Source organism: Fulvimonas sp. R45 (genome assembly GCF_030504985.1).
In the GTDB taxonomy this organism is placed as follows: domain Bacteria; phylum Pseudomonadota; class Gammaproteobacteria; order Xanthomonadales; family Rhodanobacteraceae; genus Rhodanobacter_A.
Genome location: NZ_JASERU010000010.1, coordinates 28,888 through 51,219, shown reverse-complemented (window position 1 = coordinate 51,219; position 22,332 = coordinate 28,888). Strand labels below are relative to the sequence as shown.

Genomic DNA, 22,332 nt, shown 5'->3' with positions numbered 1-22,332 from the left:
ACCGCGATTTCCCCCGGACGAGCCGGCATGCCCCGGCCGCTCCGCGCCCTTTCCATCAGCCAGAGGAGGTTCGCACACCGGCATTCCGATCAGCGGGATGAAGCACCACAGGGGACTCGCTTGCTTTCAATGGACCATTCCAAGGAGAGATTGCATGAGAACCGAGCACCTGTGCCGGGGCGTGGCAACCGCCCTCGCGCTTGCGGGCATCCCTTTCATGGCGGCCGCCCAGTCGCCGGCCCAGAACGCGGCCCAGAACGCGGCCCTGGCCGGCATCGACACCGCCGAGGCGCCGCGCGTCACCCAGGCGGTGAACAACCAGGTGGTGGCGCCGTTGCAGGCGAGCCACCTCGCCGCGCTCGACACACTGCGACCCGTGGCCGGCGTGTCCGGCAACGCGCCGATGAACCACATGCACCTGATGCTGCGGCGGAGCGCATTGCGGCAGAAGGCGCTGGATTCGCTCATCGCCGCCCAGCACGACCCGCATTCGTCCCGCTTCCACCGCTGGGTGACGCCCGACCAGTTCGGCAGGGCGTTCGGCGTGAGCGACGCCGACATCGCCGCCGTCACGGCCTGGCTGCGCTCCAACGGCCTCGTCGTCAACGGCGTCTACCCCAACCGCATGCAGATCGACTTCAGCGGTGACGCGGCGCAGGTGGAGCGGGCCTTCCACACGCAGCTCGACCGCTTTGTGCTCGACGGTGCGACGCACCTGGCCAACGCCACCGACGTCAGCGTGCCGACGGCGCTCCAGAACGTCATCGTTGGCGTGGCCGGGCTCAACGACTTCCGCCCGCAGCCGCAGCACGTGCCGATGAAGGTGGGCACGTTCGACAGCGCGACGCATCGCTTCAGGATCCAGTCGCCGGCGGGCAAGGTGGCGGCCGCGGCGCAGCCGCTGGCGATCGGTTTCACCAACGGCGCGCGCGGCCTGGTGCCGTACGACATGGCGAAGATGTACGGCGTCGACAAGCTGCGCGACCGCGGTCTCACCGGCAAGGGCATCACCATCGCCGTGGTCGAGGACGGCTCGATGGTGCCCGGCGACTGGACCAATTTCGTCAAGCAGTTCAACCTGGGCAGCTATGGCGGCACGTTCAGGCAGTTCCAGCCGCAGGCGCCGGGCTTCACCAATTGCGTGGACCCCACCGTGGCCTACCCCGGCGAGGACGACGGCGAGACGCTGCTGGACGCGGAATGGTCGACCGCCGTCGCGCCCGGCGCCACGATCTGGGTGGCCAGCTGCGACGACTCGAACTCCGCCAACTTCTTCGGCGGCGTGTTCACCGCCGCCACCAACCTGATCAACGGCGCCAAGCGGCCCAACGTGATCAGCGCCAGCTACGGCTACGGCGAGGGCTTCACCGACGCGGCCAGCAAGGCCGCCATCGACCTGATGTGGGCGCAGGCCGACGCCGAGGGCATCTCGGTGTTCGTCTCCAGCGGCGACTCGGGTTCCAACCCGAGCTTCAACGGCGGCCTCATCAACAGCGTCGGCGTCGACGCCAACTCGTTCGGCACCTCGCCCAACGACACGGTGGTCGGCGGCACCGACACCGCCGACGTGCTCGACGGCACCACCAAAAAATACTTCAGCGCCGACTTGAACACCGAGTACGGCTCGGCGCTGTCGTACGTGCCGGAGATCCCGTGGAACGAGTCCTGCGGCAACGAGGTGGCGGCCACCTCGCTGGGCTTCCCCAGCGCACTGGCGTTCTGCAAGGAATACCTCAAGCTGGATCCGAACGGCTACTACCTGACCTCGGAGGGCGGCAGCGGCGGGCCGTCGTCGGTCGACCGCAAGCCGGCCTGGCAGCGCCTCGTGCATGGCGCGGCCAGGGACCAGTCGCGCGACGTGCCCGACGTGGCCCTGTTCGGCGGCTCCTACGGCGGGGCCACCTGGGTGATCGTGTGCACGGCCGACTACCCGTGCCAGCCCGGCTTCCCCGGCTCCATCGCGCTCAGCGGCGGCACCTCGCTGTCGTCGCCGATGTTCGCCGGCATCCAGGCGCTGATCGACCAGGGCCTGGCCAAGAAGGGACTGGCGCCGAACCAGGGCAATGCCGCGCCGACGCTGTACGCGCTGGCGATGGCCGAGTACGGCGGCGCCAGCGGCGCGGCGCCGGCCAGCCTCGCCGCCTGCAGCTCGGACAACGGCACCAGGGGCACCGGCAAGTGCGTGTTCCACGACATCACGCGCGGCAGCATCGCCACCCAGTGCGTGCAGCAGCTGCCGGACATCGCGACGCCGGACTGCTACTACTACGGCTCGCTGCCCGGTTCGCTGTATGGACCGCTGCAGGTAGGGCTGACCTCGACCAATGCCGCCAGGTACAACGCCAAGACCGAGGCCTATGCGGCCCGGCCGGGCTGGAGCTTCGCGGCCGGCCTGGGCTCGGTGGACGCGAAGAACCTGTTCGACGCCTGGTCGGCGTTCGTCGGCGTGCCGTGAGCGCTTGAAGACCACGCTCCCGGCGGCCCAGGCCGCCGGGAGCCACGGGATCAGGCCGCGCGCGCCAGCGGCGGCGCGAGCGCGAGCAGCAGCAGGTGGCAGGCCTCGAGGCGCAACGCCTCGCGCCGGCGGAAGGCCGAGCGGTGCTTGCTCTCCACCTGCGATTCGTCGCGTGGCGCCTCGCGCGGCGGCAGCTCGTAGAAGCCATCCGCGCCGGGCATGCCATGGCATTCCCGCCAGAAGGCGTCGTAGTCGGACTTGATCTTGCTCGGCTGGCCGGCGAACGGATGGGCCGCGTTGCCCACGCCGCACACCCGTTCCGCGCCCAGGCTGGCGGCCAGCGCATACAGCATCGACAGCAGCAGGTTCTTCGGGCGCAGGCCCCAGGACTGGCGCGTGAACGCGCGCACCGCTTCGCGGCCGAGGCCGGCGGCGGCGCCCTGCACGCAGCCGACCAGCAGGCTGCGGCCATCGTCGGCGAGGGTGAAGATCAGCGAGGACAGGGGCTGCCCCGACGCGTCGAGCAGGTACAGCGCCAGCTCGCCCTCGCGGCCGCGGCCGGTGGGCGGGCGCAGTTCCAGCCGTGCCGGCGCGCCGTCCTTCAGCGCCAGCGCGCCCAGCGGCAGCGCGCCGCGCAGCAGCACGGCTTCCAGTGCGGGCGTGGGCAGGCGGGCCAGCAGCAGGCGGTAGTGGCTCTGCAGGATCGCGTAGCGGCGCGCCACCGGCAGCCGCCGGCTGATGTAGGGATGCTGGGCGCGTTCGAGCAGGCGCGGGTCGCGCGCCAGCATCGCGGTGAGCAGCGGCGTGTCGTGCACGAAGCGCAACCAGCCGGCGTGCAGCCGCGGCCGGCGCAGGCTGCGCCACAGGTACTTGGCGGCGTGCAGCACGCGACGGGCGCGGCCGCCGCGCCAGTCGTGGCGGCCGCGCAGGGAACGGGCCAGCAGGGTCAGATCCATCCGGGGAAACGCAGGTCAGTGGGGACGCTGCGGCTTGTAGCCCGGACGACTGACGCTCAGCTTTCGCGGCCGTAAAGTCCGGGCTGGCCGGGCGGGCGCGTCTTGAAGCGCTTGTGCACCCACAGGTACTGCTCGGGCGCCTCGCGCACCATCTGCTCGATGCAGGCGTTGACGCGCGCGGTGTCGTCCAGTACGTCCGTGCCGGGCAGGTTTTCCAGCGGCGCGCCCAGGCGCAGCACGTAGCCGGCATCGCCGGGCAGGCGGCGGTGGAAGAACGGGACCACCCGCGCGTTGCCCATCCGCGCCAGGTGGTGGGTGGCGGTGATGGTGGCCGCGGGCACGCCGAAGAACGGCACGAACACGCTGTCCTTGCTGCGCATGTCCTGGTCCGGCGCGTACCACAGCGTGCCGCCGGCGCGCAGGTACTTCACCGTGCCGCGGATGTCGTCCTTCTCGAACATCGCGTCGGCGTAATCGAGCCGCGCGCGCAGCACCGCCCACTCGAACACCGCCGAGTCCATGCGCCGGTACATGCCGGCGATGCGGATGCGTTGCGAGACCAGCCGCGCGCACAGTTCAAGGTGGGAGAAGTGCCCGCCCACCAGCAGCACGCCGCGGCCCTGCGCGCGCGCGGCTTCCAGGTGCTCGAGGCCCTCGATACGCATCGGCACGCGCGCGATGGCCTCGTCGCTGCCCATCCAACCCAGCGCGAATTCCACCATCATCAGGCCGATGTCGCGAAGGTGCGCGTCGACCAGTGCGGCCTGCGCCGACGGGTCCAGCTCCGGGAAGCACAGCGCGATGTTGGCCTCGGCCACGCGACGGCGCGGCGAGGGAAAACGTTGCGCCAGCATGCCCAGCGCACGGCCCAGCGCCATCAGCGCAGGGCGGGGAAGGCGCGCCACCAGGCGCAGCACGCCCACGCCCAGCCAGGCCGGCCAGTGGCGCGGCGCGAGCAGGGCGCGGGAGAAGGCGGGGCGGGGCATGCCGGGCATCGTCCGCATTGTAGCGGCGCGGCCGGCGCCACGGGACGCTTGGCTATACTGCCGCGTCATCCGAGGAACCCGCGTGCGCTATCTCTACACACTGGCGATGTACCTGGCCACGCCGCTGCTGGTGCTGCGCCTGCTCACCCGCGGGGTGCGCTACGGCAACTACCACCGGCGCTGGCCGGAGCGCTTCGGCGTGTTCGACGTGCCGGCCGCGATACACGGCGGCCTGTGGGTGCACGCCGTGTCGGTGGGCGAGGTGAACGCCGCCGAGCCGCTGATCAAGGCGCTCAAGCGCGACTATCCGAACGCGCCGCTGGTGGTCACCACGGTGACGCCGACCGGCTCGGCGCGCGTGCAGCAGCTGTTCGGCGGCGAGGTGTTCCACGTCTACCTGCCCTACGACCTGCCGTTCGCGGTGAAGCGCTTCCTGCGGCGGCTGCGGCCGCGGCTGGCGCTGATCGTGGAGACCGAGATCTGGCCGAACCTGTACTTCGCCTGCCGCCGCCGCGGCATTCCCTTGATGATCGTCAACGCGCGGCTGTCCGAGCGCTCGCTGCGCGGTTACCGGCCGCTGCGGGCGGTGTTGCGCTCGGCGCTGCGCCAGGTGCGGGTAGCGGCGCAGTCGCGCACCGACGCGGCGCGCTACCGCCTGCTGGGCGCCGACCCGGGGCTGATCACGGTCAGCGGCAACCTCAAGTTCGACATGCCGGTGCCCTACGACGCGGTGCGCGAGGGCGAGGCGCTGCGCCAGCGCTGGGGGCGGCTGCGCCCGGTGTGGATCGCCGCCAGCACGCACGAGGGCGAGGAACTGGCGGCGCTGGAGGCGCACCTGAAGGTGCTCAAGCGCCTGCCCGACGCGCTGCTGCTGATCGCGGCGCGCCACCCGGAGCGCTTCCGCGCGGTGGAGCATGCGGTGCGCAGCCTGGGCTTCTCGCTGGCCACGCGCAGCGGCGACGGCGTGCCCGGCGCGGTGCACCAGGTGTTCGTGATCGACTCGATGGGCGAGCTGATGCCGTTCTACGCCGCCGCCGACGTGGCCTTCGTGGGCGGCAGCCTGACGCCGATCGGCGGCCACAACGTGCTGGAGCCGGCGGCGCTGTCGCGGCCGGTGCTGGTGGGGCCGCACACCTTCAACTTCGAGGAGATCACGCTGACCCTGCTCCGCGAGGGCGGCGGCGAGCGGCTGGACGACAGCGCCGAACTGGGGCCGAGGGTGCTGGATCTGCTCGGCGACCGCGAACGGCGCGAGCGCATGGGCCGGCAGGCGCGGCGGGTGTTCGACAGCGAGCGCGGCGCGGTGCGCCGGGTGATGCAGCTGGTCGACGGCCTGCTGCAGGAATAGTGGCCCCGGAAAGCGAAAGGCCGGGCGGGACCCGGCCTTTCGCGTGTCCGCATGCCGCAGTCGGCTATTGCAGCAGCGCGTTGATCGACTGCATGTCCTTCAGGTCGGCGGTGCCCGCGGCCTGCTGCAACAGCAGCTTGTCCAGGATGAACTGGTGGCGGTTCTGCGAATAGGTGCTCTCGGCCGAGGTGAGGGTCTGGATCGCCAGCAGCACGTCGGTCATGGTCTTGGTGCCCACCTGGAAGCCGGCACGGGTGGCGTCCAGCGCCTTCTGGCCCGCTTCCACCGCGGCCTTGCCGGACTGCACCTGGCTGATGCCGGAGAGCACCGAGCGGTAGTAGTTGAGCGTGTCGCGCTTCACCTGGCGGCGCTGGCTTTCCAGCGCGTCCTGGGCGGAGTCGCGCTGGTAGATCTGCTGGCGCACTACCGATTGGGTATAGCCGCCGGAGAAGATCGGCACGGTCAGGGTGAGGCCGACCGTGGTGCCCCAGCGGCCGTTGCCGGTGGCCGCGTTCTCGCCCGGCGCGAACGCGCCGTGTTCCAGCCAGGACGTGGTCTTGCCACGCGACAGCGAAGCGCTGAGCGTGGGCAGGTGATTGGCGCGCGCCGCGTTGACGCTGTGCTCGGCCGCGGCCACGGTGTCCTGCTGCGACAGCACGTTGGGGTTGTTCTGCAACGCCTTGTCCACCCAGGCCTGCGGGTCGGACGGGGCGGGCGGGGTCAGCGGCAGGTCGTCGCGCAGCTTCTTCAGATCGCCCACCGGCTGGCCGGTGATCTGGGTCAGCGCCTCGCGGGCGTCGTTGAGCGCGTTCTCCGCGGAGAGCGTCTGCGCCTTGGCGCCTTCGTAGTAGGACTTGGCCTGGTACACGTCGGTGATCGCGGACAGGCCGACCTTGAAGCGCTGGTTGGCTTCCTCGTACTGCTGCTTGTAGGCGTCCTCGTTGGCGCGCGCGTAGGTGAGCTGGTCCTCGGCGGTGAGCACGTTGAAGTAGCTGGTGGCCACGCGCACGTAGAGGTTCTGCTCGGCGGCGGTGTACAGCTCGTCCTGGGCGCTGGCGTTGGAATGTGCCGCGCGCAGGTTGGCGATCTGGTTGAGGTTGAAGATGCTCTGCGTGACCGAGGCGGAAATGTCGCGGCTGCGCTGGTGGCCGCTGCCATCGCCGTCCAGGCCGGAGGTGAACGAACCGCCGGTGCTGGTCTGGCTGAGCTTGCCGCTGGCGGAGATCTGCGGCAGCAGCGCCGAGCGAGCCTGGGCGATGCCTTCGTGCGTGCCCAGTCGCTGCGCGTCGGCCTGGGCCAGCACCGGGTCGTTGGCGCGCGCTTGACGATAGGCGTCCATCAGGTCCTCGCCGTGGCTGGGCAGGGAGACTGCGGCCAGGGACAGGGCCAGGGTCAGAAGCTTCAAGCGCATGTGTTCGCCTCGTGGGGTCGGGGTCGGGTCAGAATACGAAGGGGCGCGGCGGTTCGGCGTGGGCGAGGTAGGGCAGGTCGGTCTCGAACAGGCTTTCCTCGCGGAAGCGGCCCTCGCCCTCGTGGGTGAGCAGCACCGCCTGCTGCGCCGGCGACTCGCCGCGCACCGCCAGCAGGCGGCCGCCGGGCTTGAGCCAGCCGAGGAAGCGCTGCGGGACGCGGTAGACCGCGCCGGTCACCACCACCGCGTCGAACAGGCCCTGCGGCTGCCAGCCGTTCACCGCCTCGCCGGTGGCCAGCTGCACGTTTCCGATGCCGGCCGCGCGCAGCCGCTCGCCCGCGACGGCGGTGAAGTCGGCATGCATGTCCACGCTCACCACCTCGCCGGCCAGGCTGGCCAGGCAGGCGGCGAGGAAGCCCGAGCCGGTGCCGATCTCCAGCACGCGCTCGCCGGGCTTCAGGTCCAGCGCCTGCAGCACGCGGCCCTCCAGCACCGGCTTCATCATCACCTCGCCGTGGCCCAGCGGCAGGCACAGGTCGGCGAAGGCGAGCTGGCGGTGCTCGGGGGCGACGAAGTCTTCGCGGCGCACGCTGCCCAGCACGTCGAGCACGCGCGGGTCGAGCACTTCCCAGGGGCGCACCTGGTTTTCCACCATGTTCACTCGCGCCTGATCGAAGTTCATCGCCATCGTGCTCACGTCCCGTGCGGATCGAAAAAGGTCTGGAAGGATAAGGGTTTGGGGCCTGTTTCGACAACAACTAGCGTGCGGCCTGGCCGATGCCGCACGAAGTGCCGGAAGTCACCGCGCCAGCCTGACGGAAGTCATGCGCCGCGTCGCGCGGGCACCGGAAAGGTGGCGGTGCGCGGTGCCGGCACGGCCGGCGGCGGCAACTGGGCGCGAGCCGCGGCCACGGCCTTGCCCAGCGCGTTGTCCAGGCGGCGCAGGCGCAGCTGCAGCGTCGCCTCGCGTGCGCGGGCCGCCGCGCACCACCAGGCCAGCCAGCGCGCCAGCCGGTGCCGCTCGACGGCGTCCAGCCGCGCCAGCGCCGCGCGCGCCGCCAGGGCGTGGCGGCGCGCTTCGCGCTGGCCGCGCTCCAGCCAGGCCGACAGCATGCGCTGCGCCTCGCGGTAGGCGGGGCTGAGGACGGGAGCGGGGGCGGCGACGGCGAGCATGGTATGGATAATGCGGTGGCGTTCAGCAAATAATTGAACCGTGTCGTATAATAAAGTCGTATCCCCGATTTGTGAAGGTGCCCGCATGAACCCGAATCCGCTTGCCAAGTCGCATGGGCCCGGTCGCCCCAAGGACATGGAGAAGCGGGCGGCCATCCTCGAGGCGGCCAAGTCGCTGTTCATCCACAACGCCTTCGCCGGCACCAGCATGGATGCCGTGGCCGCCGAGGCGGGCGTGTCCAAGCTCACCGTCTACAGCCACTTCGGCGACAAGGACAACCTGTTCCGCGAGGTGATCCGCTCGCACATCCAGGACCTGCTGCCGGACCAGACCTACCAGTTCGATCCCGCGACCGACATCCGCGAGATCCTGCTGCGCGTGGCGCAGACGCACGCGCGGCTGGACTGCGACCGCCAGACCGTGGGCACCTTCCGCGCCATCCTCAGCGATTGCCGCCAGGGCAACCCGCGCTACGGCCGGCTGGTGTGGGAAGAGGGCTCGATGCGCACGCACGCGCTGATGGAACGCCTGCTGCAGCAGGCGGTTGACGCCGGTCGGCTGGATGTCCCGGACGTGCCGCGCGCGGCGATGCAGTTCATGGCCCTGGTCAAGGGCAACCTGATGATGCGGCGCATGTTCGGCTGCGTGGAATGCGACGACAGCTACGCCGCCGAGATCGACGCCAACGCCCGCGCGGCGGTGGACATGTTCCTGCGCGCCTACCTGCCGCGCTGAGCGGTTTCCCATTCCCCTTCGCTTCGTGCTTGAATAGCCGTCGATGAAGCGGGGGTGCCGGCGCAACGGCCGGCTGAGAGAGTCCCTTCGAACCTGATCCGGCCAGTACCGGTGTAGGGAGCTTCGCCGCACGACGCTTCGCCCGTCGTGCGTCTGGCGCCGTCGCTTCGTGCGCGCACCCCGCGCAGAGACCGCACGCACCGTGCGGATTTCCCACGCATGCCGCCCGGAACCCCAGCCGATGAACGCCCAGCCCTCCGACCTCGCGCGCGTCGCGCAGGAACTTTCCGCCGCCGTGACGCGGCCGATCCCCGGATCGCGCAAGATCCACGTGCAGGGCAGCCGCCCCGACCTGCGCGTGCCGCTGCGCGAGATCGCCCAGGCCGACACGCCGGCGCTGTTCGGCGTGGAGAAGAACCCCCCCGTCATCGTCTATGACACCTCGGGCCCGTATACCGATCCGGACTACGCGGTGGATCTGGCCGCCGGCCTGCCGGCGCTGCGCGCGGCATGGATCGCCGGACGCGGCGACACCGAGGCGCTCGGCGGCCGCAGTTCCGAGTTCGGCCGCCGCCACGCGAATGCACCGGAACTGGCCGCGATCCGCTTCCCGCGGCTGCCCGTGCCGCGCCGCGCCAAGGCGGGCGCCAACGTCACCCAGATGCATTACGCGCGCCGCGGCATCGTGACGCCGGAGATGGAATACATCGCGATCCGCGAGAACCAGCGCCTCGAGGCGCTGGGCGGTGGTGCTTGTCTGAAGAGTCCGCACATGGATGCGCGGTCTTCTGCGGAGGGGTCCGCATTATTGGTGCAGCACCCGGGGCAGTCCTTCGGCGCCGCGATCCCGCGCGTGATCACGCCGGAATTCGTGCGCGACGAAGTGGCGCGCGGCCGCGCCATCATCCCCGCCAACATCAACCATCCGGAAAGCGAGCCGATGGTCATCGGCCGCAACTTCCTCACCAAGATCAACGCGAATATCGGCAATTCCGCAGTCACGTCGTCGATCGCGGAAGAGGTCGAGAAGATGGTGTGGTCGATCCGCTGGGGCGGCGACACGGTGATGGACCTCTCCACCGGCAGGCACATCCACGAGACGCGCGAGTGGATCCTGCGCAACTCGCCTGTTCCTATTGGTACCGTCCCGATCTACCAGGCGCTGGAGAAGGTCGGCGGCGTGGCCGAAGAGCTGACCTGGGAGCTGTTCCGCGACACCCTGGTCGAGCAGGCCGAGCAGGGTGTGGACTACTTCACCATCCACGCCGGGGTGCTGCTGCGCTTCGTGCCGCTCACCGCCAGGCGCGTCACCGGCATCGTCTCGCGCGGCGGCTCGATCATGGCGAAGTGGTGCCTGGCGCACCACAAGGAGAACTTCCTCTACACGCACTTCGAAGACATCTGCGAGATCATGAAGGCCTACGACGTGTCCTTCAGCCTCGGCGATGGCCTGCGCCCCGGCTGCATCGCCGATGCGAACGACGCGGCGCAGTTCGGCGAGCTGGACACGTTGGGCGAGCTGACCCGGATCGCGTGGAAGCACGACGTGCAGACCATGATCGAAGGCCCCGGCCACGTGCCGATGCAGCTGATCAAGGAGAACATGGACCGCCAGCTGGAGAAGTGCGGCGAGGCGCCGTTCTACACGCTGGGGCCGCTCACCACCGACATCGCGCCAGGCTACGACCACATCACCAGCGCGATCGGCGCCGCGATGATCGGCTGGTTCGGCACCGCCATGCTCTGCTACGTCACGCCCAAGGAGCACCTGGGCCTGCCGAACAAGCAGGACGTGCGCGACGGCATCATCGCCTACAAGATCGCCGCGCACGCGGCGGACCTGGCCAAGGGCCACCCGGGCGCGCAGGTGCGCGACAACGCGCTCAGCAAGGCGCGCTTCGAGTTCCGCTGGGACGACCAGTTCAACCTCGGCCTCGACCCGGACAAGGCCAGGGAGTTCCACGACGAGACCCTGCCCAAGGATGCGCACAAGAGCGCGCACTTCTGCTCGATGTGCGGCCCCAAGTTCTGCTCGATGAGCATCACCCAGGACGTGCGCGACTACGCCGCCGCGCACGGCACCGGCGAGGCCGAGGCGCTGGCCGAAGGCATGGCCGGCAAGGCCGCCGAGTTCCGCGCGCAGGGGGCGGAGGTGTATCGCAAGGCGTAGCGGGCAAGCCATGCCATGCGCCACTCATGCATACCCGTCCGACCCTGCGGGTCTACGCTCAGGGTGAACGGTGGGGATGCGAAGACCAGCGTGAACGCCGCGAAAGCGCCTTCACCTGGCCTTTCCACCCCGCTTCCTAGGCTTTGGGACTCCAGACATGGCGGCGCTCGCGCCGCCGCCCGTGCCAGCCCGCAGGAGCCCAGCCATGCCCAAAGCCAAGCCCTTCGCCAGCGACATCGAAGCCATCCGCAAGCGCGCGCGCCAGGACATCGACAAGGGGGCGATCACCGCCGGCTACAAGGCCGACCGCGCCATGGTGGTGAAGCTTCTCAACCATGCGCTGGCCACCGAGATCGTCTGCGTGCTGCGCTACAAGTATCACTACTACATGGCCTCGGGCATCCACTCGCAGGCGATCAAGGAAGAGTTCCTGCAGCACGCCAACGAGGAGCAGGCGCATGCCGACCGCATCGCCGAGCGCATCACCCAGCTGGAGGGCAAGCCCGACTTCAACCCGGCCAGCCTGGTGAGCCGCAGCCACTCCGACTACGTGGAAGGCGTGGACCTGGTGGACATGATCAAGGAGGATCTGGTCGCCGAGCGCATCGCCATCGACACTTACCGCGAGATCATCGAGTACATCGGCGGCGACGATCCCACCTCGCGGCGGATCATGGAGGAGGTGCTGGCGCAGGAAGAGGAGCACGCCGAGGACATGTCCACCCTGCTCGAACAGCTGGGCAAGAAGGGCGAACCGGCCAGCCCGGGGCCGGATCGCACGGGCGCCGCGGCGAAGAAGACCGCGCGCAAGCGCGGCTGATCGCCGCGCCGATTCCCGCGCGGGCCGGCCTGTGCCGGCCCGCGTCGCGTCACCAGCCGGCCAGGGCCAGCTTGCCGATGCTGGCGCCCGATTCCAGCCGGCGATGCGCCTCGCGCAGGTTCGCCGCGTTGATCGGGTTCAGCGCGTCGCGCTGGATGCCCTTCAGTTCGCCGGCGTCGACCAGCCGGGCCACGTGGGTCAGGATGCGCCCCTGCTCGGCCATGTCCGGCGTGCGGAAGCGCGGCCGCGCGAACATCATTTCCCAGTGGATGCCGATGCACTTGGCCTTGTACGGGTCGCCGATCCCCAGCGGCGCGGACGGCTCCACGATCAGGCCCAGGTGGCCCTGCGGCGCCAGCAGTTCGCCCAGCGCGTCCCAGTACTGGGCGGTGTCGGCCAGGTTGATCGCGGCGTCGACCTGGGCGAAGCCCAGCGCGGCGAGCTGCGGCGCCAGCGGTTCGCGATGGCTCGCCACGTGCTGCGCGCCCATCGCGCGGCACCAGTCCGCCGATTCCGGGCGCGAGGCGGTGGCGATCACGGTGAAGCCGGCACGCCGCGCCAACTGGATCGCGATGGAGCCGACGCCGCCGGCGCCGCCGATCACCAGCAGCGATTTCCCCACGCCGCCGCGTTCGCTGTCGAACGGCATGCGCTGGAACAGCAGTTCCCATGCGGTGATGGACACCAGCGGCAGCGCGGCGGCCTGGGCGAAGTCCAGCGAACGCGGCATCGCCGCCGCCAGCCGCGCGTCGACCAGCTGGAACTCGGCATTGCTGCCCGGGCGGGTGACGTCGCCGGCGTAGTACACGCGGTCGCCCGGGCGGAAGCCCTCGACGGCCGCGCCCACGGCGTCGACCACGCCGGCGGCGTCGTAGCCGAGCACCTTCGGCTGCGCCTCCACCTGCGGCTTGGGCGAGCGGACCTTGGTGTCGACGGGGTTCACCGAGACTGCCTCGACGCGCACCCGCAGGTCGTGTTCGCCGGGCTCCGGCATGGGCAGCTCGACGTCGACGAGCGACGCGGGATCATCGATGGGCAGGTAGCGGGTGAGGGCGACGGCTTTCATGGCATGGGCTCCGTGGGGGCGGGAGGAACGGCGGCCACCGGCGGCGGATTGCGTTCGGCGAACGGGCCGTTCCAGTAAGGGTAGTAGGGATAGGGCGGCATCACCGCGCTGGCGGCGTCGAGCGCGGCCACCTGCGCGGGCGCGAGGTTCCAGCCGACCGCGCCCAGGTTGTCGACGAGCTGCCGCTCGTCGCGCGCGCCGACCAGCACGCTGGACACGGTGGGTCGTTGCAGCAGCCAGTTGATCGCCACCTGCGGCACGGTGCGGCCGGTTTCCGCGGCGACGGCTTCCAGCGCGTCCACCACGCGGTACAGCCGTTCCTCCTCCACCGGCGGCGCGAAGCCGGCGGTGTCGTGCAGGCGGCTGCCGCCGGGCAGCGGCTGGCCGCGGCGGATCTTCCCGGTGAGCCGGCCCCAGCCGAGCGGGCTCCACACGATCGCGCCCAGGCCCTGATCCAGGCCCAGCGGCATCAGTTCCCACTCGTAGTCGCGGCCGACCAGCGAGTAGTAGGCCTGGTTGGCGACGAAGCGCGCATAGCCGTGGCGCTCGGCGACGGCCTGCGACTTCATGATCTGCCAGCCGGAGAAGTTCGACGCGCCGAGGTAGCGCAGCTTGCCGGCGCGCACCAGGTCGTCGAGCGTGGACATTACCTCGTCCACCGGCGTCATTGCGTCGAAATGATGCAGCTGCAGCAGGTCGATCCAGTTGGTGCCGAGCCGCTTCAGCGCACGCTCGACGCCGCGCACGAGATGGTGGCGCGAGGCGCCCACGTCGTTGGGGCCGTCGCCCGCGCGCAGGCTCAGCTTGGTCGAGATGATCGCCCGTTCGCGCCGCCCCTTCAGCGCGGCGCCGAGGATCTCTTCCGCGGCGCCGTCCGAATAGACGTCCGCGCTGTCGAACAGGTTGGCGCCGGCGTCGAGGCAGAGGTCGACCAGCCGCTTCGCCTCGGCGACGCCGCTGTTGCCCCATGCGCCGAACAGCGGCCCCTTGCCGCCGAAGGTACCGGTGCCGAAGCCCAGCGCGGGGACCTTGAAGCCGGAACGGCCGAGGAAGCGGTAGTCCATGATGAAGCTCCGTGGGTGGGAAAGCATTCGTATCGAAGTGCGCTCTTCGGTGTGGTGAGACGCCCCCGGGCTATCGACCTCAATGGTTTTTGCTCGAAGGCTGCACGCACGCGTCGAGGAGCGACCGGAGATGCCCTCCCCTGCTTGCAGGGGAGGGTTGGGAGGGGTGCTTTGGCTTGAAGGCCAAGAGCGTTGCCCCCTCCCAGCCTCCCCCTGCAAGCAGGGGGAGGGGCTCGTCCGGCCACGGGAAAGACCCCCTGGCAATGTGTTTCGCGAAAAGGGTGATATCACGGCCCCGGACCATGGATTGCGATCCGATGTCAGCCCTGCGGGCAGACCGCGGCCGCCTGGGCGGCACGCCGGCCGCGCAGCGCGTACGCCGCCAGCGCGATGCCCACCGCCGTCACCAGCGCGGCCAGCCACGGCAGCGCGGCCAGCCCAGCGCCGCGCGCGATCGCCTGGCTGCCCAGCCACGCGCCCAGCGCGTTGGCCAGGTTGAACGCGCCGATGTTGAGGCTGGAGGCCAGGCTGGGGGCGTCGCTGGCCTGGCGCAGGATCCACAGCTGCAGCGGCGCCACGGTGGCGAACATCGCCAGGCCCAGCAGGCCGGTGAACAGCACCATCGACCAGCGCGCATGCTGGGCGAAGCCGAACACCATCAGCACCGCGGCCAGCGCCGCCAGCGTGCCGAGCAGCGCGGTGGACAAGTGGCGGTCGGCGAGCCGGCCGCCGAGCGGGTTGCCGATCGCCATGCCGGCGCCGAACACCAGCAGCACCGGCGAGACCATCGCGTCGCCGAAGCCGGCGACGTGGGTCAGCAGCGGCTCGATGTAGGTGTAGACCACGAACACGCCGGCGAAGCCGAACACCGTGGTGGCCAGGCCGAGCAGCACCGGCAGGCTGGCAATGGCGCGCAGCTCCGTGCCCAGTGCCGCCGGCGCGGCTTCGCCCCGCATGGACGGCACCAACACGGCCAGCGCCAGCATCGCCAGCACGCCGATCGCGGTCACCGCCCGGAACGCCGCGTGCCAGCCGAAGTGCAGGCCCAGCCACGCGCAGGCCGGTACGCCGACCAGGGTGGCCAGCGCCAGGCCGTTGAACATGGTGGCGATGGCCGAGGCCTTGCGCTGCTCCGGCACCAGCGAGGTGGCCACCACTGCGCCCACGCCGAAGAAGGTCCCGTGCGCCAGCGCGGTGAGCACGCGCGCGGCCATCAGCGCGGCATAGCTCGTCGCCAGCGCGCAGGCGAGGTTGCCGAGGGTGAAGACCACCATCAGCCCCAGCAGCACCGCCTTGCGCGGCAGGCGGCGGGTGGCCAGGGTGATCGCGGGCGCGCCCGCGAACACGCCGATCGCGTAGCCCGAGATCAGCAGGCCGGCGCTGGCGATATTTACGCCGAGGTCGGCGGACACCTGCTGCAGCAGGCCCATGATCACGAATTCGGTGGTGCCGATGCCGAAGGCGCCGACGGCCAGCGCGTACAGCGCCGGCGGGGTGCGGGAAAGCGGGGAAGCCATGGGGTCGCTCTGCGGGACGAAGTGCGCAGCCTAGGCACTTGCACTCTCAGCGGAAACCATCAGGATGGCGAATCGCTTTCAATGAAAAATTGAAAATCATGGATCGACTGGACGACCTCGCCCTGTTCCTGCGCGTGCTGGACCAGGGCTCGATCAGCGCCGCCGCGCGCAGCCTGGACCTCTCGGTGGCGGTGGCCAGCCAGCGCCTGCAGCGGCTGGAGCGCGGTCTGGGCGTGCGCCTGCTGCAGCGGACCACGCGCCGCCTGCATCCCACCCCGGAAGGCCGCCTGCTGGCCGAGCAGGGCCGCGCCCTGGTGGAAGACCTGGATGCGCTGACCACCGACCTGCGCCAGAGCGCCGGCAGCGTGTCCGGCACGCTGCGCATGACGATGTCGGCCGCGTTCGGGCGGCAGTACATCTCGCCGCTGTTGCCCGAGTTCCTGGCGCGCCATCCCAGGCTGCGCCTGTTCGCGCACCTCAGCGACGAGCTGGTGGACGTGGTGGGCGCGGGCTACGACCTGGCCATCCGCATCGGCACGCTGGGCGACTCCAGCCTGGTCGCACGGCCGGTCGCCGCGAACCGGCGCCTGCTGTGCGCCGCGCCCGGCTACCTGCGCCGGCACGGCCGTCCGCGCACGCCGGCCGAGCTGGCGCAGCACGAGTGCGTGCTGCTGTCCGGGCGCGACGGAAGGCAGGACGTGTGGCGGCTCACCGACCGCCGCGGCCGCGAGCACGCGGTGCGCGTGCAGGGCCGCTTCGAGACCACGCTGGGCGAGCTGGTCCGCGACGCGGTGCTGGCCGGTCAGGGCATCGGGCTGCATTCGCTGTGGCACGTGCACGAAGAGCTGGCCGATGGCCGGCTGGAGGCGGTGCTGCCGGACTTCGCGTTGCCCGAGAGCGGCATCTGGGCGGTGATGCCGCAGCGCCGGCTGGTGCCGCCGCGGGTGCGCGCGTTCGTGGACTTCCTGGTCGAGAAGCTGGGCGATCCGCCGCCGTGGGAGCGCCATGCGCCGCCCCCGGCGCGGTCCCGCCCGCGCAAGCGCGGGGCATGAAAACGGCGCGCCGCCCTGCGGCGACGCGCCGTGGATGCCCGGGAGTGCGCGAGGGTTACGCCTTGCCCGCCTCGTAGCGCGCGACGCCGGCGGTGATCTCGGCCTTGGCCTCGTCGGCGCCGACCCAGCCGTCCACCTTCACCCACTTGCCCTTCTCCAGGTCCTTGTAGTGCTCGAAGAAGTGGCCGATGCGCTCCAGCCAGTGCGGCGAGACGCCCTTCATGTCGTTGATGTGCGCGTAGCCGGGGAACACCTTCGGCGACGGGATCACGATCAGCTTCTCGTCGCTGCCGGCCTCGTCGGTCATCTTCAGCATGCCGACCGGATGGCAGCGGATCACCGAGCCGGGGATCAGCGACAGCGGCAGGATCACCAGCGCGTCCAGCGGATCGCCGTCGCCGCCCAGGGTGCCCGGCACGTAGCCGTAGTTGCACGGGTAGCGCATCGGCGTGGACAGGATGCGGTCGACGAAGATCGCGCCGGACGCCTTGTCCACTTCGTACTTGACCGGCTCGGCGTCCTTCGGGATTTCGATGACGACGTTGATTTCGTTCGGCACGTCGCGGCCGGCTTGAACCAGATCCAGACCCATGGGGCGCTCCTCGGGGGGCAATGCGGGGAAGAAAGCCCGTCAGGATACGGCAAACCGTGCGGCACCGCACCATGCGCGGGCGAGCGCCGGTGGCGCGGGCCGGGTCTCTTCCAGGCATTGGCCGAGCAACTGCATCGCCTCGCGCAGGGCGGCGCAGGACAGGCTGGCGAAGCCGAGCAGCAGCCCCGGCCGCGCCGGCGGATGGGCGCAATGCGGCGCCACCGGGTGCAGGCCGAGGCCGCGCGAGCGCGCGTATGCGATCAGCGCCTCGCAGAAGGCCTGGTCGTGCCCGCGCAGCCACGCCAGCACGTACATGCCGGCGCTGGAGTCGACCACCTCCAGCTGGCGCCCGGTGTGGCGCCGCAGTCCCTCCAGCACGACGGCGCGGCGCGCCTGCAGTTCCTTGCGCGCCAGCCGCAGGTGGCGCTCGAAGCCGCCGCTCTCCATGAAATGGGCCAGCGCCGCCTGCTGGATCGCCGGGCAGGCGAAATCGTCCAGGTACTTGGCGGTCGCGAAATCCCTGCGCAGCGCGGCGGGCAGCACCGCGTAGCCCACCCGGGCGCAGGGCAGCAGCGTGCGCGAGAAGCTGCCGACATGGATCACCCGGCCGGCGCCGGCCGCGGCGCGCAGCGGCGGCGAAGAATGCGTGCCGGAGCGGAACTCCGCGTCGACGTCGTCCTCGAGGATCCAGCACTGGTGGTCGTCGGCGTAGCGCAGCAGCGCCTCCCGCCGCGCGGGCGCCATGGCGGCGCCGTGGAACGGGTGCGAGGGGGCGACGCAGATCAGGCGCGGCGGCGTGGCCGGCAGGTCGTCGCAGCGCAGGCCGCCGGCGTCGACGGGTATCGCGCGGAGGTCGGCGCCGTGCGTCGCCAACGCGTGGTGGACGCCGAAGTGGTGCGGCTCGTCCATCACCGCGACGTCGCCCTCGTCGAGCAGCACGCGCGCCGCCAGCGAGAACGCCTGCTGCGCGCCGTGGGTGACCAGCACGTCCTGCGGCCCGACCACCAGGCCTCGCCAGCGCGCCAGGTGCTCGCAGATCTGCTGCCTGAGCGCGGGCAGGCCTTGCGGGTCGACGTCCTCCAGCGCGTTGTGCGCGGCGGCGTGCGCCAGTTCGCGGCCCCAGATCTCGTTCAGCGAGGGATTGATCAGGGGATGCGCGTATTGCAGGTTGTAGCGCATGTCGTGGCGCGGGCCGGCGGGGAGCAGGTGCTGCAACCGGCGGCTGCGGCGCGCATAGCGCGAAGGCGGGTCGATCTCGGTCGCGGGCGTTTCCTGCTGCGCGGCGGCAGGCGCCGCGGCCACGTAGCTGCCCGAGCCCACGCGCCCCTCGATGTGGCCTTCGGCGCGCAGCTGTTCGTAGGCGGCCAGCACCGTGGTCCGCGACACGGCCAGGTCGCGCGCCAGCAGGCGCGTCGGGGGCAGGCGGGCGCCGCGGGCCAGGCGGCCCTCGCGGATGGCGGCCTGCAACGCGCGGGCCAGTTGGGCGTACTGCGGCCCTTTGCCGTCGAGTTCGAGAAACACGTCGGTGTCGTCTCAAAGCAGGTGTGCTGATCCATCAGCGTGTAGGTGAGGCCGGTACGCTGCCGGCGGAGTCGCATGCGGGGACATGCGTCGTTGGACTTGGCGGCCCGTCCGGGCCGCCTCCATGTGTCTCAAGTCATCCTGGTCGCAAGTCATGTATCCGGGCCGCGTCCATGCGGCCGTGGACGTGTGCAGGGCGTCGCGCGTGTCCTGCGCGCGGCGCCTTGCACGCACGGGCGTGCCGGCGGTCAGAAGTCGTAGGTGACGCCGAAGCGGACATAGCGCGGGGTCTGCGAGGTGTACGGCGTCAGGTAGCGCGGGATGACGTTGGCCGAGCTGCCGTGCAGCGCGTAGGTCTGCGTGGTCTCCTGCTTGTCGAGCACGTTGTAGACCATCACGTTGAAGCCCAGGTGCTTGCCCGCCCATTCCGGTCGGTACTCCGCGCTGAGGCTCAGCAGGTAGGTCCAGGGCTGGCGCTGCTGGCCCGGCACGTACGGCTGGCCGTCGCACCAGTGGTAGTAGCCCGGCAGGTAGCCCAGGCCCGGGTTGGTCTCGTCCGGCCCGTACAGGCCCAGGCATTCCTTCGGCGCGCCCGACATGATCGAGAGGTCGCCCGAGACCAGCCATTCCGGGGTGACCTGGTACGAGCCGTAGGCCTTGATCTGGTGCCGGCGGTCGTTGGCGAGCGCTCCGTTGGCGTAGTCCATCAGTTGGGCGTAGTCCCAGTCCGAGGTGGCCGAGACGTCGGCCTGGCCCACGTCGGACTTCACCTGGCCCTCGCTGTTGCCGTAGCTGCGCGAGTACAGGTAGTCGACCTTGCCGTACCACTTGCCGTCGAACGGATGCTCCAGGTACAGCTCGAGCCCGTAGTAATGGCGCTTCATGGTGGTGTTGAAGCCCATGTCCTTGCGCCAGTCCATCGGCACCAGGTAGTAGCCGCCGGCCAGCTTCGGCACGCGGAAGATGGCGTTCTCGCCCGGGTTGATCAGGTAGGAACCCAGCACCGAGTTGGGATCGTAGGTGGACGGGTCGATGCCCATGGCGTTCATCTTGGCCACGATCCGGCCGGTGTCGCCGAAATCGTCGATGCCGCGGCGCAGCCGGCGGTAGGTGGCCTTGGCGCCGTACACCCAGGCGTTGCCCAGCTTCCGGTCGAAGCCGAGGATGAACTCGTCCTGGTACTCGGACTTCAGATTGGTCGAGGCCACGGTCTTCGGGTCCGGCGGGATGCCGTATTCCAGGTTGCTGGAGATCGGGCCGCCGGTGCTGGTCTTGATCGGGGTCAGCCCGGTCGGGATGCCGTTGGCGTCGATGCCGGTGTAGGTGAAGTACTCGTTGGTGTAGGTCGAGGCGCCCGCCTCGCGCAGCGCCACCGAGGCCGGCAGGGCCAGGTAGTAGCGGCCCGCGTTGCCGTAGACCTTGAAGCTCGAATCGCCGTTGACGTCCCAGCTGAAGCCCAGCCGCGGCGCCCATTGCGGGCTGGTCAGGCGCAGATAGGGCACGCCGTCGCCGTTGTAGTTGGTGAACTGGTCGTTGCGCAGGCCGATCTTGACCAGCCAGCGGTCGGTGACCTGCCAGCTGTCCTGGATGTACTGCGCCTGCTGCTTGACGCGCACCGAGGCGGCGTTGGCGTAGATGTACTTCGACACGTAGTAGCCGGTGCCGCCGCCGGGGTAGTTGCCGGGCGCGTCCACCCAGGGTTGCGACTGCCAGCCGGGACCATTGGCGACTGGACCGCCGGTGATGTAGCTGTTCGCCGCACCGCTGCCGTATTGCCAGGCGTAGCCGGGGCCGGCGGTGAGCTGGCCGTCGTCCAGGTCGCGCACGTCCTGGTTGTCGATGCCCGCGGTGATCGTATGGCTGCCGATCTTGTAGCTGAGGTCGATGCGCAGGTTGGTGTTGCGCGACGCGTGCGCCGGGTTGAAGAACTGCTGCACGCTCTGGCTGTTGGCCGGCACGTGGCCGCCGGTGAGCGCGGGGTTCGCCTTGTCCGGCGAGATCAGGAACGGATAGGTGGGATCGTAGCCGGGCGTCTCGCTGTAGTAGGTGCCCTTCATCTTGCCGTACAGCGCGGTCAGGGTGAGGTCGTCGGTGATGTAGCTGGTGAACTTGGCGGTGTAGAGGTCGGCGCCGTTCTTGGTCGAGGTGTCGTGGCCGGCCGGCGCGCCCCGCTTGCCGGTGGCGTAGTCGTAGTCATACAGGTCGCTGCTGTAGGACGACTTGTTGGACACGCCGGTGAGCTCGAGGATGTTGCTGTCGTTGATGTTCCAGTCGAGCTTGCCGTACCACTTCGGGTTGTCGAAGCGGGTTTGGTTGACCAGGGGCTTGGTCACCGCCCCGGTGCCGCCGTAGAGGCCGCCCGGCGTGAGGTCGCCGTTCGTGCCCTGCCTGCGCTCGCCTTCCACCGCGGCGAAGAAGTACAGCTTGTCCTTGATCAGCGGGCCGCCGGCGTAGGCGTCCACCGTGGTCGTCCACGACTTGTTGCCTTCGCGGCGCCGGTAGATCTGGCCGGCCTTGTCGCCGCTGACGTAGTAGTAGTTCTTCGGGTCGCTCTGCAGGCCGACCGGCGTCCACTGCACCTGGCCGCCGAAGTGCCACTCGTTGGTGCCGCGCTTGCCGACCTGGCTGATCACGCCGCCGTCGGAACGGCCATAGGCCGCGTCGTAGCCGCCGGTGAGGATTTCCTGCTGGTCGATGGCGCCATAGGGCAGGGTCAGGCCGCCGAAGCCGCTGATCGGGTCGGTCGTGTTGAAGCCATTGATGTAGTAGGCGTTCTCCGTCACCGACGAGCCGCCGAAGGAGACCACCGAGCCGTTGGTGGTGGTGCCCATGAACAGGCCGCTGCCCTGCACCACGCCCGGCGCCAGCAGGGCGATGGCTTCGGCGCTGCGCGCCAGCGGCAGACGCGCCAGCTGCTGCGAGGTGATCACGGTGCGCGAGTCCACCCCGGTCACGTCGATGGACGGCAGCGCGTTGGCGGTCACGGTGACGGCCGACAGCGTCTGCGTGTTCGCCGCGCCGGGCGCGGCGGCGAACGACACCTCGGTGCCGGCGCCCACGCGCAGCGTCACGTTCGAGCGCGAGTCGACCGTCTGGCCGTCGTGCTCCAGCGTGACCGTGTAGGTGCCCAGCGGCAGCGAGTCGATGCTGTAGCGGCCGGAGGCATCCACCGCCACCTGCCGGGTCACGCCCGAAGTGCTGCGGATGGTCACGGTCTGCCCGCTGCCGGCCGGTGCCTGGCCGAAGATGCTGCCGGTGGTGGCCTGGGCGTGGACCGGGCCGGTGGCGGCGAGGCCGCCCACGCCCAGCGCGAGCGCCACGGCCGCGGCCAGGATCGTGTTGGCGTGATGGCGGCCCGGATACGGCAGCCGATGGTGCTTGCGAATGTTCATGCAACTCCCCTCATGGATGGCAAATCGAAACCATGGGCGAGCCGCCTTCCGGTTTCGTCATGTGGCCGGGCTT

At 70.4% G+C, this 22,332-nt stretch carries 17 protein-coding genes and 1 riboswitch; of the genes, 6 read left to right on the top strand and 11 right to left on the bottom strand.

What is annotated here, in order from left to right; translation table 11 throughout:
* Positions 1–154: 154 nt before the first annotated feature.
* Positions 155–2,455 carry a protease pro-enzyme activation domain-containing protein gene (locus QMK61_RS10745; protein ID WP_302072200.1) on the top strand — a complete coding sequence of 767 codons (2,301 nt, stop codon included), beginning with the start codon at positions 155–157 and terminating at the stop codon, positions 2,453–2,455.
* Between the two features lie 50 nt (positions 2,456–2,505).
* Here QMK61_RS10745 and QMK61_RS10740 read toward each other — a convergent pair whose 3' ends face one another.
* Both QMK61_RS10740 and lpxL read right to left on the bottom strand, forming a co-directional pair.
* Positions 2,506–3,411, bottom strand: coding sequence for a DUF535 family protein (locus QMK61_RS10740; protein ID WP_302072199.1), 906 nt, complete (start codon positions 3,409–3,411; stop codon positions 2,506–2,508).
* A gap of 56 nt (positions 3,412–3,467) precedes the next feature.
* Positions 3,468–4,397: an LpxL/LpxP family Kdo(2)-lipid IV(A) lauroyl/palmitoleoyl acyltransferase gene (lpxL, locus tag QMK61_RS10735; RefSeq protein WP_302072198.1), complete on the bottom strand. Its 930-nt coding sequence runs from the start codon at positions 4,395–4,397 to the stop codon at positions 3,468–3,470.
* Positions 4,398–4,479: 82 nt separating this feature from the next.
* On the opposite strand from lpxL, the gene waaA reads away from it, so the two are divergent.
* The gene (gene waaA / locus QMK61_RS10730; protein WP_302072197.1) at positions 4,480–5,745 is read left to right on the top strand and encodes a lipid IV(A) 3-deoxy-D-manno-octulosonic acid transferase; all 1,266 of its coding nucleotides are present in this window, start codon (positions 4,480–4,482) and stop codon (positions 5,743–5,745) included.
* 64 nt (positions 5,746–5,809) lie between these two features.
* Here waaA and QMK61_RS10725 read toward each other — a convergent pair whose 3' ends face one another.
* The 3 genes from QMK61_RS10725 to QMK61_RS10715 form a co-directional block, all read right to left on the bottom strand.
* Positions 5,810–7,156, bottom strand: a complete 1,347-nt coding sequence (locus tag QMK61_RS10725; protein WP_302072196.1) for a TolC family outer membrane protein — start codon at positions 7,154–7,156, stop codon at positions 5,810–5,812.
* A gap of 28 nt (positions 7,157–7,184) precedes the next feature.
* Complete coding sequence (locus tag QMK61_RS10720) at positions 7,185–7,844, bottom strand: protein-L-isoaspartate O-methyltransferase (RefSeq protein ID WP_302072270.1); 660 nt, start codon at positions 7,842–7,844, stop codon at positions 7,185–7,187.
* A 134-nt stretch (positions 7,845–7,978) separates the two neighbouring features.
* A complete protein-coding gene (locus QMK61_RS10715; protein WP_302072195.1) occupies positions 7,979–8,329 on the bottom strand; it encodes a hypothetical protein in 351 nt (116 codons plus the stop codon).
* Between the two features lie 85 nt (positions 8,330–8,414).
* On the opposite strand from QMK61_RS10715, the gene QMK61_RS10710 reads away from it, so the two are divergent.
* The 3 genes from QMK61_RS10710 (at position 8,415) to QMK61_RS10700 (ending at position 12,055) form a co-directional block, all read left to right on the top strand.
* The gene (locus QMK61_RS10710) at positions 8,415–9,065 is read left to right on the top strand and encodes a TetR/AcrR family transcriptional regulator (RefSeq protein WP_302072194.1); all 651 of its coding nucleotides are present in this window, start codon (positions 8,415–8,417) and stop codon (positions 9,063–9,065) included.
* Positions 9,066–9,105: 40 nt separating this feature from the next.
* A riboswitch (TPP riboswitch) is annotated at positions 9,106–9,202 on the top strand.
* 104 nt (positions 9,203–9,306) lie between these two features.
* The gene (gene thiC / locus QMK61_RS10705; protein WP_302072193.1) at positions 9,307–11,235 is read left to right on the top strand and encodes a phosphomethylpyrimidine synthase ThiC; all 1,929 of its coding nucleotides are present in this window, start codon (positions 9,307–9,309) and stop codon (positions 11,233–11,235) included.
* 205 nt (positions 11,236–11,440) lie between these two features.
* Positions 11,441–12,055 (top strand): ferritin-like domain-containing protein, encoded by a 615-nt coding sequence (locus tag QMK61_RS10700; protein WP_302072192.1) that lies wholly within the window; start codon positions 11,441–11,443, stop codon positions 12,053–12,055.
* Between the two features lie 49 nt (positions 12,056–12,104).
* Here the strand turns inward: QMK61_RS10700 and QMK61_RS10695 are convergent, their stop codons facing one another.
* The 3 genes from QMK61_RS10695 to QMK61_RS10685 all read right to left on the bottom strand — a co-directional run bounded on the left by QMK61_RS10695 (position 12,105) and on the right by QMK61_RS10685 (position 15,702).
* Complete coding sequence (locus tag QMK61_RS10695; RefSeq protein ID WP_302072191.1) at positions 12,105–13,121, bottom strand: zinc-binding alcohol dehydrogenase family protein; 1,017 nt, start codon at positions 13,119–13,121, stop codon at positions 12,105–12,107.
* Positions 13,118–14,185, bottom strand: coding sequence for an aldo/keto reductase (locus QMK61_RS10690; protein WP_302072190.1), 1,068 nt, complete (start codon positions 14,183–14,185; stop codon positions 13,118–13,120). Before QMK61_RS10690 ends, QMK61_RS10695 begins: the two co-directional genes overlap by 4 nt.
* Positions 14,186–14,505: 320 nt before the next feature.
* Positions 14,506–15,702 carry an MFS transporter gene (locus QMK61_RS10685; protein WP_302072189.1) on the bottom strand — a complete coding sequence of 399 codons (1,197 nt, stop codon included), beginning with the start codon at positions 15,700–15,702 and terminating at the stop codon, positions 14,506–14,508.
* A 98-nt stretch (positions 15,703–15,800) separates the two neighbouring features.
* Between QMK61_RS10685 and QMK61_RS10680 the strand changes: the two genes are divergently transcribed.
* Positions 15,801–16,754: a LysR family transcriptional regulator gene (locus tag QMK61_RS10680; RefSeq protein WP_302072188.1), complete on the top strand. Its 954-nt coding sequence runs from the start codon at positions 15,801–15,803 to the stop codon at positions 16,752–16,754.
* Between the two features lie 55 nt (positions 16,755–16,809).
* Here the strand turns inward: QMK61_RS10680 and ppa are convergent, their stop codons facing one another.
* The 3 genes from ppa to QMK61_RS10665 all read right to left on the bottom strand — a co-directional run bounded on the left by ppa (position 16,810) and on the right by QMK61_RS10665 (position 22,259).
* Complete coding sequence (gene ppa / locus QMK61_RS10675; protein WP_302072187.1) at positions 16,810–17,346, bottom strand: inorganic diphosphatase; 537 nt, start codon at positions 17,344–17,346, stop codon at positions 16,810–16,812.
* Between the two features lie 39 nt (positions 17,347–17,385).
* Positions 17,386–18,867, bottom strand: a complete 1,482-nt coding sequence (locus QMK61_RS10670) for a PLP-dependent aminotransferase family protein (RefSeq protein WP_302072186.1) — start codon at positions 18,865–18,867, stop codon at positions 17,386–17,388.
* A 248-nt stretch (positions 18,868–19,115) separates the two neighbouring features.
* A complete protein-coding gene (locus tag QMK61_RS10665; protein ID WP_302072185.1) occupies positions 19,116–22,259 on the bottom strand; it encodes a carboxypeptidase regulatory-like domain-containing protein in 3,144 nt (1,047 codons plus the stop codon).
* Between the last annotated feature and the right edge of the window lie 73 nt (positions 22,260–22,332).